The following is a 15,204-nucleotide window of genomic DNA, read 5'->3' on the forward strand; positions in this document are numbered from 1 at the left end:
CCTTAGCGTGCTGAAAAGCTGGCTTTTTTTATCTTCGCTTGTATACGAGCTTTCTATTTACATCTACGCATACAAGATTTTTGCAACTTGTTGCACTAATTTATATGCGAGATTTGATTTTTATGCAACATGTTGCATAATAAAAAGTACAAAACTATTTTGACTGAGCCATATATGTCTTTAGCCCATGTTTTACTCACGAGCTTACTTGAAAAACCGAGTACAGGAATTGACCTTGCACGCCGTTTTGACCGCTCTATGGGCTTTTTTTGGAATGCAACACATCAGCAAATCTACCGTGAACTCAATGGCATGCTGCAAAAAGGCTGGATCAGCACCATTGAAGATGAGCACAGTACAACCCGTAAAAAAACCTACCAAGTTGAACAGCTTGGACGTGTTGAATTAGCCAATTGGATGGTTGAGCAAAGCCCTCCGGCTCAATTACGTGAAGAGTTGATGGTTCGTTTACGTGCAGAAGCTCAGCTGGGTACAAATGGCGTATTACCCGAATTAGAGCGCCATCTAGACATTCACAAAGAAAAACTAAAAGTGTACCAGTCTATTTTTGCAAAAGACTTTGCACATGCGCATGATGAAGACCGTACTTTGTACATTCATAAAATGATTTTACAGCTTGGGATAGATTTGGAAATCGGTTGGATCAAATGGCTTGAAACCATCATTCCACAGTTGCATAAGTTTAATCGCTAAAACAAAAAATAAATAGGAAGCCGCATGCCACACTATACAATGCCCGATCAGCAACAACTGTATGTTCGTGAATATGGTCAAGGAGAACCCATTCTGGTTTTATCTGGACTGGGCATGCAAAGTTGGCAATGGCACCCTTTTCTATATCAACACCGAAAGCATTTTAAATTTATCATTCCAGACTGGCGTGGATTTGGCGGCTCTAAACTTTGTCAAATTCCAAATATGGACACCATTTCAAGCCATTGGCGAGATATTGACAGCTTAGTTTCCCAGCTCGGTTACGATAAAATCACGGTGATTGCCTACTCCATGGGGGGCAACGACCACCATGCACGGTTTAAAATACGGTCAGTTTGCTGAAAAAATTAAACGTTATTTGCACATCGATCAAACGCCTAAAATACGAGTAGATGCAGATTGGCAATATGGTTTATATGGCAAACGCCACACTGAGTTTTTAAGTATTTTAGAAGACATCTCGAAGGTACTTGCAACCAACCTCTCCGTGCCATTTGCACAGCAGATGAATAAACATGACCGTCAAGGTCTGGTCGACGCTTGGTTAAGGTTCATAGACTTACAAAATAGCAATCCTTATGCATTATCCGCTTTCCGTATTGCATACCAACAACCAACTTTACAGAAGCTGATGTTACCCTCACAAAGTGTGGCGTATTTATATTGGTATATTCAAAATTATTTAAACCATACTGAAGATTATCGTGAAGCCATTGCAGCACTCACCGCGCCAACAACTTTTTTCACAGGGGCAAAATCGATCCTCTATCCTGCTCAAGGTCAAAAAATTATTGCTGACAGCCTAGCCAATGCAGAGCAGATTATTTTTAAAAAATCGGGACACACGCCATTGCTCAGTGAACCGGTCAAATTCAGCCGTGAAATCACCAAGTTCTTAAAACAAGCGCTCTAATAAGACTGAATAAAAAAATAGGCTCAATACTTTCAAGAATGAGCCTATGTTTTATGCAGAAAGGTGTTACTTAAACGTTTGCTTCAAAATTGAATTTCAAATTTAACGTTATTATTACTTTTTAAAATAAGCACTAGAAAACCCGACGATCGTATTCAATTGCTTCCAAATCATATACTTGGTAAACGCAGTCAAATAAAGGACGCGCCAACTCCCCTTCATCATCATTCCGCACGATCAAGTAAATTTGGCTAATGGCCGCACTATCCGATAATTTCACATAATTCACATGCCTAAACTGCATAATTTGTACAGATTCAGGAACAATACAAATACCTTCGCCTGCTGCAACCATGCCTAGTGATTGCTGCAAATCTGCTTGGGTGTTAAAGCGTTTCGGCTCCATACCGTATTCTAAAAACAACGACTTGATCAGCGTTGCATAACTTTGACCATCCGTTGCTGGATAGATAAAAATCTGCTCATCTTTGAGATTATTTAATGCAATCTGCTGCTGTGAAGATAAAGGATGGCTCGAATGCACCGCAACAATTAGCGGCTCTTCACGCAATAGCACACGTTTAACCGCCTGATCCGACACACGAACTCGGCTAAAACATGCATCAACCCGACCTTCTTTTAATGCCTGAATCTGATCGACTGCACTCAGTTCAATTAAATTTACATTTAAGTGTGGATATTGCTGACGGAACAAATAAACAATTCGAGGTAATAAACCACAGAGTAGCGAACCGCCATAACCGATATTAATCGTGCGTTCAGTAGCACTGGCCCGCTGCGTAATGAGCTTAATTTCTTCTGCATTGGAAAGTAATTTCACGGCTTGCTGATAAAAGAAACGGCCAATGGTGGTAGTTCTTAAAGGACGGCTGCCACGCTCAAAAAGCTGTGCCCCCAACTCTTCTTCTAAATTTTGAATTTGACGACTTAAAGGAGGTTGAGCAATAAATAGCTTTTCAGCAGCCTTCGTAAAACTCTGTTCTTCTACAACGGCGACAAAGTAACGTAAATGTCTTAATTCCATGACATTGTCCTTTAATGTCGAATTTCTTTCATAATGGTCTTTTATTTGAATATATCAGGACGACACTCAAATCACATCCTTCAAATTCGGTTATTTAAAAGATGTATACACCACATTTATTGTTTGGTCATGCTAATGTGAAACGATTACAAGGTTAACCCGACTTTAGTCTTGGCAATTTTACTCAACTTTCTCACATGAAAAACTACAAAACGTGATTGACTTCATGAAACAATTCAAGTTAATTAGCTAAATCGTTGCAAATATGGAATAAGAACAGTGCTGAGTGATCTAGATGATTTTTATTGTTTTGCCCAAGTGGTCGAACATGGTGGTTTTAGTGCAGCAGAACGTGCAACAGATATTCCAAAATCAAAACTGAGTCGTCGGGTCTATAACTTAGAAGAACGTTTAGGTGTCCGCCTGATTCAACGTAGTTCACGACATTTTGCTGTGACAGATATTGGTATGAATATCTACCGCCATGCACAAGTTATGATGAATGCCGCTCAAGCCGCACATGATTTGGTTGATCATCTCAGTACGCAGCCGCGCGGCTTAATTAAAGTCAGCTTACCTGTTTCCATCGCGCAAAATGAAATGACCAAAATATTACCTGAATTTTTAAAGCAATATCCAGAAATCAAAGTGCAAATGATGGTGACCAATCGGCGCGTAGATATCATTAATGAAGGCTTCGATCTTGCGCTACGTGTACGTTCAAATCTAGACGACGACCCCAATTTAGTCATTCGTAAATTTGAAACGATTGAGCAGCACTTATTTGCCAGTCAGGCCTATCTGAATAAATTTGGTGAACTCAAACAGCCCGAAGACTTATCACAACATCAAATATTAAGTATGGCGGATGAGCATCTCGATCAACATATTATTGTGACCGATGCACAGCATCATCAGAAAAAAATTAAAGTCAACCCAACGGTAATGGGCTCTGACCTATCGATGTTAGCTGCACTAGCCTGCCAAGATTGTGGCGTGGTGTTATTACCCGACAGTATTGTGTCCGATCATGTGAAATCAGGTGCTTTGGTTCATGTATTACCTGAATGGAAAGCTGCACATGGTATTTTCCATGCTGTATATCCATCTCGTCGTGGCTTATTACCGGCTGTACGTGTTTTCATTGATTATTTAGTTGAAAAACTCAGCCAACATGAACACGCTAAATTTTAGGCAAAAAAAAGCTTACCCATGTGATGGGTAAGCGAAAACTTAAAAACTAAGAAAATCAGAAACTACAGCAGAATCTGTAATCATATTATATAAATAAAATACATCTTTATTAAATCGTTAATAGCTCTAACTGATTTTCAGAGTTATAAGCAAAGCCTTATAAATTAAGCTATAGACAAAACCTCTTAGTCTTAAAACCTATAACGTTCATACACACCACAAATTATTAGACTAAAGTCAAAAATTATACACATGTATAATTTAATTTAACTTCAATCCTTTAGATACAGCAGATTCAGGATTAAATTCGCGATTTAGCTTAGATTGCAGGATATGTACCTGTACCTTCTGGCCATGGAGATAGCAACTCAAAACCACTATCGGTTACAACCACCATATGTTCCCACTGTGCAGATAAAGAGCGGTCTGCAGTAATCACTGTCCAGCCATCTTTTAACTCTTTAGTTCGCGCTTTACCGCTGTTAATCATCGGTTCAATGGTAAAGACCATGCCTTTTTTCAGAATCACACCTTGACCCGGTTGACCATAGTGTAAAACGCTCGGTTGCTCATGATAAACCTTACCAATTCCGTGACCACAGTATTCACGTACTATGCTGTAGCCTTCACGATGAGCAACTTGTTGAATGGCATAGCCTACATCCCCCAAAGTTGCTCCCGGTTTAACTGCATGAATCCCTGCAACCATGGCTTCGTAGGTAGTTTCCACTAACTTTTTAGCCGCAGGCGAAACCTCACCCACATAGTACATACGACTGGTATCACCAAAATAACCATCTTTAATGATGGCAACATCAATATTGATAATGTCACCATCTTTCAATACAGTTTCTTTCGAAGGAATACCATGACAAACCACTTCATTCGGTGAAATACAGGTGGTTTTGGTATAGCCATAGTAGCCAACGTTGGCAGGAATCACTTTAAGTGTGTTGACGATAAAATCATTACAGATATCGTCTAGATATTCAGTGGTCACGCCCGGCTTGACATACTCCCCGATCATCTCTAAAACCTGAGCAGCTAAACGACCTGAAATGCGTAATTTTTCAATATCTTGCTCGGTTTTAATCGTGATTTTGGAAGCTTTCATCTGAATATCCTCAAATTTGAATACACCGAATTATAGACCTTTTAGATTTTTTTTGTTTTATTCAGCCAATATTTCTGCATTTATTCGGCTTATAGCATCCTATTTAGTGCTGAAAATTAGAACAATTGATTTATATCTGATAAATCTTAATCGCTAAACATATTTCTATAAAAAATTTATATACAATAAATTTCTTTTATTTATCATAAATATAAATAAAACATTATTTTATCTGTCAATATATTCATGATTCGTATTATAAAAACTATCTATACGATTTATAAATTTTGCTCCAAAAACGAGCTTAATTGCACTAAAATTGCCTTTTTTCACAGTTCATCTCCCCTTTATGACAAGTCTTCGTACACGGGATATTGTTGCCTTAGGTTTTATGACCTTTGCACTGTTTATTGGTGCAGGTAACATTATTTTCCCACCAATTGTCGCACAGCAAGCGGGTGAACATGTTTGGTTAGCTGCATTTGGTTTCTTAATCACCGCAGTTGGTCTACCTGTCATCACGATTATTGCTTTGTCGCGTGTTGAGGGTTCTATTCAAGTTTTAAGTTCACCTTTGGGTAAAGCAGCCAGCATTATCCTTACTGTCGCGTGTTACTTAGCTGTTGGACCTTTATTTGCAACACCTCGTACAGCTACCGTTTCATATGAAATTGGTTTCTCTTCTTATTTTGGTAACGGCGCAAACAGTCTGCTAATTTATAGCGTGATTTATTTTGCATTAGTGACCATTGTTTCACTTTATCCAAACAAAATTTTGGATACTGTGGGTTATTTCCTTTCACCGCTCAAGATCTTAGGTCTCATTGTACTGGGTATCTCTGCGTTCTTTATCCCTGCTGGTGTAATTCCGCCTGCAATTGGTAACTACGTGGCTGCACCAGTTTCTGAAGGTGTGGTCAATGGTTATTTAACCATGGATACTTTAGGTGCTTTAGTTTTTGGTATCGTGATCGTAAAAGCCATTACTTCACGTGGTGTAACGGATAGTAAGCTCGTCACCAAGTATGCTGTCATTGCCAGTATTATTTCAGGTATTGGACTTACACTGGTTTATATCAGCTTGTTCAAACTCGGTATGGGCAGCCATGATATTGCTCCAAATGCAACAAATGGTGCAGTGATCCTGCATGCATATGTACAACATGCATTTGGTGATATGGGCGCTTATTTCCTATCTGCAATGATCTTTGTTGCATGTATGGTTACCGCGATTGGCTTGACCTGCGCATGTGCTGAATATTTCTCAGAATTGACTAAAATTCCATACAAAGTTTTTGTGTTCATTTTAGTTGGTTTCTCACTGCTGATTTCAAACTTAGGTTTAACCAAACTCATTGCAGTTTCAGTGCCTGTTTTAAGTGCAATTTATCCACCTGCGATTGCAGTTATCCTACTTAGCTTCTGCTCTAAATGGTTTATTTCACCATCACGAGTTATTGCTCCTGTTACCGCTTGTGCGTTTATTTTCGGTATTTTTGATGGTTTAAAAGTAGCTGGTTTCGAAGATGCGCTTCCAAGCTTTATTGCCAATCTACCGCTTGCTCAACAAAATTTAGCATGGCTGATCCCTTCTGTGATTGTGCTGATTATTGCTGCTGTAATTGACAAAGTTAAAAAATAACCTTTTTTGACCTGTCTAAAATCGGAGTTTTACCCGAATGACGATTTTACCTGTGACCAATAATTGTCGAGTTTTACCCAAACTGACTTTTATTTGTCCTACTACAGCGCAAAAATCCTAAGTCATTGAACTTTTTTAATAAAGTTTTATTTTCATGATGAGAAAAAAATCCAGCCCTTTGGCTACAAAATATAATAATAGTTAAAATACAAATACTTTCTGCAAAATACACCGTACACAAACTCCATGATTAAGCCCGATTCAGACTGTAAGCTAGGCGGTTTCGTGTCATAAAGCCGATATACCCGTGTTGGTATATATATTGCTTATTCATACATAGATATTATGCATCGACCATTTTACTCACCAGTCAACACCTTTAGATTCATAATATTTAGTATATGAATAAAATGATTATTCTTATACGATGATCTAACATAGTTTTATGACAAAATAATGACATTTGCTATTGAAATACTTCTAGTTTCGAAGTACAACAGTAGTTCAAACCTGACCAAAATCATGGGTTTTGGCTAAACAACAACAAGGAGGGGTGGAGATGTTATCAGTACATTTCAAAAAGCAATTCTTCATTAACGCTCTGAAGGCAAATAAGAACATGGTGACCTATACAAGCACCACTATTGCTCTCATGCTGACACTACTTATTCAAGGCTTAATACAAGGAAATTTAAGACCTGAATATTTTGCTTATGCGCTTATTGTCTCTGTAGCCTTTTATTTATGGGCAGTCATTGACCACAAATATCGAAAGCAAAAATCAACAGAATTTTAAGTTAGAAGATGGATGAGGCATCATCCATCTTGAAAAAAGAAAGATGCCACCCCCACCTTCTCGATCATTTAATCCTTTTTAAATAACAATACAAATAATCCCTAAAATAACCAGAAAATCATCAGCCTTTTCTCATAAATTTTCAATTCTGCAGAACTTAAAATTTTGTTTATATAAATTCTTCGACCTAACAATCGTCTGCACTTTAAAAGCTTTTATCTCCTGATTAGCCTCCAATCTAATTGATACGATTTTTATTTGATACTACTTTGCTTAAAACCAAAATTTAACGATGACTCCGAAGAGCAATCCGAGTGTTGCAATTAACTCGCCAATCACCAATCCAAGCATTGCCATACTCATCATCCATTTAGGTAAATGCCATTTGCCTAAGACGTGCGGTACTTTAAATTGATTGGTGGTATCAGCTAAAAAGCCATGCAGCACATAGCTTAAAATCGAAAAGCTAAAAAAGAACAAATTGATGATTACAAAGAGTAAATTGAGTGTATGTGGAAGTGCTGAAAAATAGGCCAATACCGCTAAAATAAGCGTCGCTGGGGCGTATAACAAACTGCTCCGATGTGCGATATCTACATAATAATGCGCACGTGCCAGTTCAGACTGCCTTATTTGTGCATATTTCCACACACCTGTGAGCATACCTACCCATAAATAAATCCCACTAAAAACTATCGCAATTTTTACTGCACTCGAAAGTTGAAGCATGTCCATTTTAATTTACATCCATTGTTCAATTATACGCATTATTTTTATCTGTATTTCTTCTGCAATAGTACTTGCTTCAAACCTGTTATGACATGACTTTAGAGTCATACTCTTTTCAGGTTTCTTTTTGGAACTTGTGTAAATTAGTGACATCGGAACACACCCATGAAGTTTGAATCATGTCATCATCTGAAAAACTCACGATTCATTGCCAAGACGGCTATTCACTGAGTGCGCGCTTTTATCCGCACCAGACAGAGCTCAAACAGGCTTTACCTGTGTTGATTTGTCCAGCCACAGGCATTACCAAGCAATTTTATAATAGCTATGCAACATGGTTGAGCCAACAAGGCTATGACGTTTTAGTTTTCGATTTTCGTGGTATTGGTGAGTCGCTACACAGCCCTTTAAAACAATCGACAGCAAGTATTGTGCAATGGGGGCAGCTAGATATCCCTGCGGCAATCGACGCTTTGATCAGTAAAACGCAGGCACCTAAAGTCATATTACTCGGTCATAGCGCAGGCGGACAATTATTAGGTATCGTGCCAAATTATGACAAAGTTGCCAAAGTGGTTGCTGTTTCTGGCTCTACAGGTCATGTCAAAGATCTTAAAGGTCGCACCAAGCTTTTAGCTCCAGTGATGTTTAATGTGATCTTCCCGATTGCACGCTATACCATTGGCTATGGCCCGACTAATGCGATTGGCATGGGTGAAAATTTGCCAAAAGATGTTGCTCGTGAATGGGCTGAATTTTGTAGCAAACCCGGTTATGTCATCAAAGCCTTAGGCAAAACTGTTCAGCATGATTTTCATCAACAGGTGAGCTGTCCGATCACTGCCGTATGGAGCTCTGATGACGAAATCGCCACGGAAGCCAATGTCAAAGACTTGCTGCGCTTATACCCGAATGCTTCGACTCAAATGATTGAGTTAAAACCGAAAGAAACAGGTCATAAAGCCATCGGACATATGTTGATGTTTAAATCGTCACATCAAAACCTATGGCCGATCATTGAACAACAGTTACACGCTTAAGTTTTTGCCACTCAGTCAGTAATCCGGCTGAGTGGTCTTTTTATAATCTGCACAAGATTTTCTATTTTTAGCTTCAATCACCCTGCCTAACACCTTACATAATTTATTTTTCTATCTTTAAAATCTGCATTGCAAGTCCGAGTGTGCTAATTTTCTTCAGCCGACCATTGCAAAAAATGATATAACTATTTTTTCTCAATTATATTCTATTTTGGCATGAGTGAAGCACGACACAACCTCGACAGAATTGATCGTTTAATATTATCCGCATTAAGAGAAGATGGACGACTCACCATAGCCCAGCTTTCTGAACGTGTTGGTCTCTCCTCTTCGCCATGTTGGACACGCTTAAAACGTCTAGAAAATTTAAAAATTATCGATGGTTATACAGCCAACATCAATCCAAAATCGATTGGGATCAATGAATTATTCTTTATTGAAATCACATTAGAACGTCACGATGATGAAATTTTAGATCAATTTAGTGAAACTTTAGCCAATATGCCAGAAGTGGTAGAGGCACATTTAGTCACTGGCGATTACGATTATTTAGTGAAAGTTGCGGTTAAAAATGCTGAACACTATGAGCGTTTTTTGCGTAAAAACTTATATTCTATGAAAGGTATACGCCATACACGCTCTATTTTTGCGCTACGACAATTAAAATCTGCCAGCAGTGCTGACCTTATGATGATTGAGTAATGAGCCAATATAGATTTAATCTATAAGATGACTTTAAAATTTAAGGGCAATTGAGTTCAGCACTCAATCGCCCTATTTATGCGGTCTAATCTATAAAGCCATCTTTTTTCAATTTTTTATCTGTCAAATACTCACGTATGACCAATGTTGCGATAATAATGATGGCTTCTAGAATCGCCACAGTGACGGTTATTTTGGTAAATACTTCGACACTGAGCAACTCAAACCACAACTGAGCGATGGCTAATAACCCCCATAAAACTGAAATAATAAGTGCGCTAAAGACACCATATTTCATATTTCTCTCTCCAAAACAACTACATAAGCTTCACGCTTCCAAAAAAGTAGCATACGGCGGATATCTTTTTCCATCGTAATCACCGCCCAACCTTGCTGCGCATTTTGATTTAAAAAATTAGTGAATTTAACAGGATCAACTTTTGAAGAGCCAAGCAGCAAAGATCCCAGCATACCTTCTTGATAGATAACAACTTTATATTCTTTCATCAATATAGTTCTTTATGGTTATAGTGAATTGAACAAATGTTCATGGCAAAGTATAGCGATCGCTTTTTCCTAAAACAACAAAGTTTTAACTGTCAATTTACTCAGCATTTTTTCAATTTTATGCTTTAATATACACAGTATGAGATGAGCCTTATATGAGTATCACGCGAGTGATACGACTAGCCCCTAACCATGGGGGCTTTTTAATGTCCGCATTTATGATTTTCAAGTTTTAGCATCTTTGAGAGACTCTTTCGCTAATAGTTTGCTGTGTCTTTCGACATGCTGCCAGCATAGCCCTATACTCGTAAAGCTAAGAAAGTATTCAAAGCAACGATATACTTACTTAAATCTATCACCGATCAGTTAAAAATAATCACTGCAGTCTCTTCTGCCTGCAAATATCTAGGTGTCAGCACTTCACGCTTCTATGCATGAAAAATGTTAGATTTATTTATGTATGATGATTTGAAAGCTATCCATTGGCAGCATCATACTCATTTAGGCGCACAATCATGTCCATGACATACATGATCTTGATTATCGTATGAATGAATGTTCTGTCTGTAGAATCTAAGAATATTTAAAAAGCTAAGTTTACTGAATAAAGTTGCACGCAAATATAAGCATACAACGGATATTACTTATATCAGTACCAAGCAAGATGGGTTGTATTTATGTGGATGCTAAGTTTATTTAGTCGTTGTACTGTCTGTTGGCAAACTAGCCATTGTAATGGTCAAGTAAAATCAGACCATCAATTGATATGCGTGTAATGCATTTAATTAAGCAGTAGCTCATCAAGGTTATCCAAACAGGTGCATGGTACATTTCCTTGCAAAGCAATACTTCACAGACTCGAAGTACTGTAATCATGATTGTAGGGGCTATTTATTGATGAATAACGGTATTCTAGTATACAACCGTCGCGACCTTACACAGTATGCTGCTCATGGGATAATGCAGTAAGCGAAGCTTGTCTCCCACATTAAAAGACCATGTGATTCACGGTAGTGTTTACTACTAGAAAAGAAACCGATGCTGTATTATTCTCAAAGTTTACTACCATCGAATTAGACGACCTTCTACAAATGACTGGTTAAGTCTAAAAGCCTTTAAGCAGAAATATTTTAAGTATTTAGAAGGGATGACCGTTCACGATATTGTTTAGGATCAATGCTTCACTTGCTTGATGGGTCACTATGAAACAGTCACTTGTCGAAGTAAATCTGAAGTTCTGCTGTACATATAAAAAATCCTCCTAAGCGGAGGATTTTTCGACTAACTTTTTGACGTTTAGAATTTTGCTTCTAGTACATTCGCTGACACTTGGTTTTTCCAAAGCTCACGTAAAGTCGGTAGATAGAATTTTTCACCTAGCTCGACCAACTCTGCATCAATCAAACCATGAACTTCGTGCATGAATAGATAATCCAGTTCAACAGTTTGTAATTTTGACTGTGCTTTTTTATATTCTTTGCGCTTTTGCTGTGCTTTTTTTACCAAGTTATCTGCATAAGCACGGTCTTTATATTGGGCAATAGCATTCAAACGTAGTTCGATTACGCCCCAACCACTGAGTAGCAATTTAAATTTTTCAAAATCTGTCGTTGTCGATTCCCAGCTCATTTCTTCTAGATTTTCATTTTCAGGCAAAACTGGTAGCAAAAGCTCCATAACACTTGGGAAAATCTTTTTAAAATTCAAAACAAATTTAACAGGATGCTCGCCCGGATAGTCTTTAAATTGAACGTTCTTTTGGACATCTGTCAAATAGATGGTGAGCATTGGGGGAAATCCTTAAATAAAACACTGTCTTGCAAATATTTATTCAAACAAATGTCAAATAGCAACGAAAACAGAAAAAGAAAGGCATTTTAACAAGTGTGCCAATGAATTCAAAGCCCAATCCAATGAATTACTTGCTTCATCATCAGGCCTTTCTTCATTTTGTTCGTTCCCCTATTTTTAATAAATCGTCTGGTTTCTATACATACATTTCAAGATGAATATGAATCCAAAGAATCTGTATTAGGTAGGATCCAGCTGAAAAATAAAGCAATCATATATCTAATAAAAAGAGAAGCTAAGTATGAGTTAGCTTCTCTTTTTATTTTCAAACACTCTAGATGAATGATCTCAAAAAATTTATTTGGTATTTGGTGAAACCATTTGCTCAGGACGAACCACTTCATCAAATTGCTCAGCAGTGACTAAACCGAGTTCTACCGCAACTTGTTTTAAGGTTTTTCCTTCCTTATATGCAGTTTTAGCAACTTTTGCAGCATTTTCATAACCAATTACAGGATTGAGTGCCGTAACTAACATTAAAGAATCATGTAAGAAATGGTCGATTTTTTCACGGTTTGGCTCAATGCCTACTGCACAGTGGTCATTAAAACTATTACATGCATCGCTGAGGAGTTGAATAGATTGCAATAAGTTAAAGGCAATAACAGGCATAAACACGTTTAATTCAAAGTTACCCGATGCCCCCGCAACATTAATAGTTGTATCATTTCCAAGTACTTGAGCAACCACCATTGTCATGGCTTCACTTTGAGTTGGATTGACCTTACCAGGCATGATGCTTGAGCCTGGTTCATTTTCTGGAATGCGTAGCTCACCAAAACCACAGCGTGGGCCACTGGCTAACCAGCGCACGTCATTGGCGATTTTATTTAAACTTACAGCAAGTGTTTTTAACGCCCCCGATGCAAATACAGCAGCATCACGTCCTGCAAGTGCTTCAAATTTATTGGGTGCAGTGACAAATGGTAGTCCTGTTTGCTTCGCAAGTTCTGCTGCTGCTTTTACAGCATATTCAGGATGTGCGTTGAGACCTGTACCCACCGCTGTTCCGCCTAGTGGTAATTCATACAGCCCTTCTAAAGCTTGATTTAAACGCTTCAAACCATGATCGAGCTGTGAAACATAGCCACTAAACTCTTGGCCTAATGTTAAAGGCGTTGCGTCCTGTAAATGTGTACGGCCAATTTTAACAATATCTTTAAATTCTTTAGATTTCGCTTCTAAGGTATTACGAAGTTTCGTTACAGCAGGAATTAAAAGCTCATTGATTTGTAGACTTGCAGCCACATGAATTGCGGTTGGGAATGAATCGTTGGTCGATTGAGCACGATTGACATGATCATTGGGATGGACAGGTTTTTGTGAACCCAACGGATTACCCAGTTTTTGATTGGCAATATTGGCAATGACCTCATTACAGTTCATGTTACTTTGCGTGCCTGAACCAGTTTGCCAAACTACCAGTGGAAATTGTACATCCCATTGACCGGAGATCACTTCTTCGGCTGCATTGACGATATATCCAGAAAGTTCCTGAGGGATTTGACCCAATGCTGCGTTGGTGATCGCAGCTGATTTTTTCACGAGACCCATTGCACGAATCATTGGACGTGGTAAACGTTCACCACCAATTTTAAAGTTTTGCAAACTACGCTGTGTTTGTGCACCCCACATCGCATCGCTAGGTACTTCAACATCGCCCATTGTGTCATGTTCAATACGTGTTTGCATAAATGACCTCATATCCTTATCTATAAAACTTGAACGTCTGTGCAGAATCAAATTCTGCTGATAAATACAGTTTAGGTAACTTGCTTAGGTTTGTAAATAATAACCATTATCAATTATAAATGATTTATTTGATAATCTTTATCGTGATTTTATAAAGAAAATCATGCACGATGATTAAATTTACCGAAAACAAGACGAGTTAATTCCCTCTTAATGTTTGTTGATAGAAACGCCATTCATCTTCTAGCATTTTCTTTAAATCTTGTTCAGGCTGCCAATCAAAAGTACTTTTCGCTTTCTGTGTACTTGCCCCAAGCTGGTCATATTCATGGCTGGGGTAAAAACTAGATTCGACCGTCTTAATCTCCGCCTGTGTCACTTCTGAAAGCGTATCTAACAGTTGCTGTATCGAAACCAACTCACCTGAAATATTAAAAGCCTCACAGGCGAATTGCTGCTGCGACAACCATTGCAAACATTGCCACACCGCCTTACAGCAGTCGAGTACATGCAAGAAACTCCGTTCCACAGTACCATCTTCAGTTTTAGCTTGTTTGCGAAGTTCAATAAAGTCTCGTTGTAAAGCCCCGACTTGCATCGCAAGCGGCACGATATTTTTTGGCAATGGCGCAACAAACTCACCTAAAACTGCATGTTCGAAAGCACCTGCGACGTTTCCTAAACGCAAAATCGCAATTTTCCACTCATTATCAGTACGTGCCGTATCCCGTATAATTTCTTCCACCATTTGTTGAGATTTCACATAGGGATTTGGATAGGTAAAATTGATTTCTGTGTCTTCTGTTAATTCTGCCGACGACTGTCCATATACCGCTAAACTTGATAAATGGATCAGTGTTCGTACACCTGTTCGCTGCATAGCACGCAGCAAACTCATGATACAACTGACATTATCATTATAATATTCAAGTGGTTTAAGGACGGATTCTTCCAATGACTTAAAGCCTGCCGTATGAATGACAGCATCGACGGTATATTGTTCAAATACTTTATTGAGTGCGGGAGTATTGCGAATATCGAGTTTGACAAAAGGCACATACATGCCTGAAATAAATTCAAGTCGTTCAAGTGTTTGTAAATTTGCATTGGATAAATTATCCACAATAATGACTTCTTGACCTTGAGCCATTAAACTCAAGGCTATATGTGAGCCTATAAAGCCTAAACCACCAGTCACTAAAATCATTGTTTAGATACTCCTTATAGTTATCAAGCTTTTACAA

General features: G+C 38.2%; 14 protein-coding genes and 2 pseudogenes. 8 read left to right on the forward strand and 8 right to left on the reverse strand.

The genetic code is table 11. The annotated features are described in order from the left end of the window. Positions 1 to 174 precede the first annotated feature (174 nt). Together FTV11_RS06870 and FTV11_RS06875 are read left to right on the forward strand one after the other, a co-directional pair. Positions 175 to 714: a PadR family transcriptional regulator gene (locus tag FTV11_RS06870; RefSeq protein WP_180049622.1), complete on the forward strand. Its 540-nt coding sequence runs from the start codon at positions 175 to 177 to the stop codon at positions 712 to 714. A 24-nt stretch (positions 715 to 738) separates the two neighbouring features. After that, positions 739 to 1,648, forward strand: a pseudogene (locus FTV11_RS06875) (alpha/beta fold hydrolase). A gap of 133 nt (positions 1,649 to 1,781) precedes the next feature. On the opposite strand, the gene FTV11_RS06880 reads toward FTV11_RS06875, so the two are convergent. Beyond that, entirely contained in the window at positions 1,782 to 2,693 is a 912-nt protein-coding gene (locus FTV11_RS06880; protein WP_078188530.1) for a LysR family transcriptional regulator, read from the reverse strand. A 279-nt stretch (positions 2,694 to 2,972) separates the two neighbouring features. Here FTV11_RS06880 and FTV11_RS06885 point away from each other — a divergent pair, with 279 nt between their 5' ends. Beyond that, entirely contained in the window at positions 2,973 to 3,887 is a 915-nt protein-coding gene (locus FTV11_RS06885; RefSeq protein WP_180011275.1) for a LysR substrate-binding domain-containing protein, read from the forward strand. A gap of 319 nt (positions 3,888 to 4,206) precedes the next feature. Here the strand turns inward: FTV11_RS06885 and map are convergent, their stop codons facing one another. Continuing rightward, positions 4,207 to 5,001: a type I methionyl aminopeptidase gene (gene map / locus FTV11_RS06890; protein WP_168378636.1), complete on the reverse strand. Its 795-nt coding sequence runs from the start codon at positions 4,999 to 5,001 to the stop codon at positions 4,207 to 4,209. Between the two features lie 349 nt (positions 5,002 to 5,350). Between map and brnQ the strand changes: the two genes are divergently transcribed. After that, complete coding sequence (gene brnQ, locus FTV11_RS06895) at positions 5,351 to 6,643, forward strand: branched-chain amino acid transport system II carrier protein (RefSeq protein WP_180007846.1); 1,293 nt, start codon at positions 5,351 to 5,353, stop codon at positions 6,641 to 6,643. Positions 6,644 to 7,202: 559 nt separating this feature from the next. Continuing rightward, positions 7,203 to 7,439, forward strand: coding sequence for a hypothetical protein (locus FTV11_RS06900; protein ID WP_078188534.1), 237 nt, complete (start codon positions 7,203 to 7,205; stop codon positions 7,437 to 7,439). A gap of 273 nt (positions 7,440 to 7,712) precedes the next feature. On the opposite strand, the gene FTV11_RS06905 is transcribed toward FTV11_RS06900, so the two are convergent. Next, positions 7,713 to 8,174: a hypothetical protein gene (locus FTV11_RS06905; protein WP_180007847.1), complete on the reverse strand. Its 462-nt coding sequence runs from the start codon at positions 8,172 to 8,174 to the stop codon at positions 7,713 to 7,715. 173 nt (positions 8,175 to 8,347) lie between these two features. On the opposite strand from FTV11_RS06905, the gene FTV11_RS06910 reads away from it, so the two are divergent. Beyond that, complete coding sequence (locus tag FTV11_RS06910) at positions 8,348 to 9,208, forward strand: alpha/beta fold hydrolase (RefSeq protein WP_180073628.1); 861 nt, start codon at positions 8,348 to 8,350, stop codon at positions 9,206 to 9,208. A gap of 216 nt (positions 9,209 to 9,424) precedes the next feature. Further along, on the forward strand, positions 9,425 to 9,910 hold the full coding sequence (locus FTV11_RS06915) for an Lrp/AsnC family transcriptional regulator (protein WP_078188537.1): 486 nt from the start codon (positions 9,425 to 9,427) through the stop codon (positions 9,908 to 9,910). An 85-nt stretch (positions 9,911 to 9,995) separates the two neighbouring features. Here the strand turns inward: FTV11_RS06915 and FTV11_RS06920 are convergent, their stop codons facing one another. After that, the gene (locus tag FTV11_RS06920) at positions 9,996 to 10,208 is read right to left on the reverse strand and encodes a hypothetical protein (protein ID WP_168378640.1); all 213 of its coding nucleotides are present in this window, start codon (positions 10,206 to 10,208) and stop codon (positions 9,996 to 9,998) included. Continuing rightward, the gene (locus tag FTV11_RS06925; protein ID WP_168378641.1) at positions 10,205 to 10,417 is read right to left on the reverse strand and encodes a DUF4177 domain-containing protein; all 213 of its coding nucleotides are present in this window, start codon (positions 10,415 to 10,417) and stop codon (positions 10,205 to 10,207) included. Before FTV11_RS06925 ends, FTV11_RS06920 begins: the two co-directional genes overlap by 4 nt. 384 nt (positions 10,418 to 10,801) lie before the next feature. Between FTV11_RS06925 and FTV11_RS17315 the strand changes: the two are divergent. Continuing rightward, positions 10,802 to 11,588: pseudogene (locus tag FTV11_RS17315) on the forward strand (IS3 family transposase); the annotation flags it as partial. A 125-nt stretch (positions 11,589 to 11,713) separates the two neighbouring features. Here the strand turns inward: FTV11_RS17315 and FTV11_RS06930 are convergent. From FTV11_RS06930 to FTV11_RS06940, 3 genes are all read right to left on the reverse strand, one after another. After that, positions 11,714 to 12,205, reverse strand: coding sequence for a hypothetical protein (locus FTV11_RS06930; RefSeq protein ID WP_078193829.1), 492 nt, complete (start codon positions 12,203 to 12,205; stop codon positions 11,714 to 11,716). Between the two features lie 360 nt (positions 12,206 to 12,565). Next, a complete protein-coding gene (gene fumC, locus FTV11_RS06935; RefSeq protein ID WP_180073629.1) occupies positions 12,566 to 13,960 on the reverse strand; it encodes a class II fumarate hydratase in 1,395 nt (464 codons plus the stop codon). A 199-nt stretch (positions 13,961 to 14,159) separates the two neighbouring features. Then, a complete protein-coding gene (locus tag FTV11_RS06940) occupies positions 14,160 to 15,167 on the reverse strand; it encodes an SDR family NAD(P)-dependent oxidoreductase (RefSeq protein WP_180011423.1) in 1,008 nt (335 codons plus the stop codon). Between the last annotated feature and the right edge of the window lie 37 nt (positions 15,168 to 15,204).

The sequence above is a fragment of the Acinetobacter sp. YH12231 genome (assembly GCF_013417755.1).
Taxonomy (GTDB): Bacteria; Pseudomonadota; Gammaproteobacteria; order Pseudomonadales; family Moraxellaceae; genus Acinetobacter; species Acinetobacter amyesii.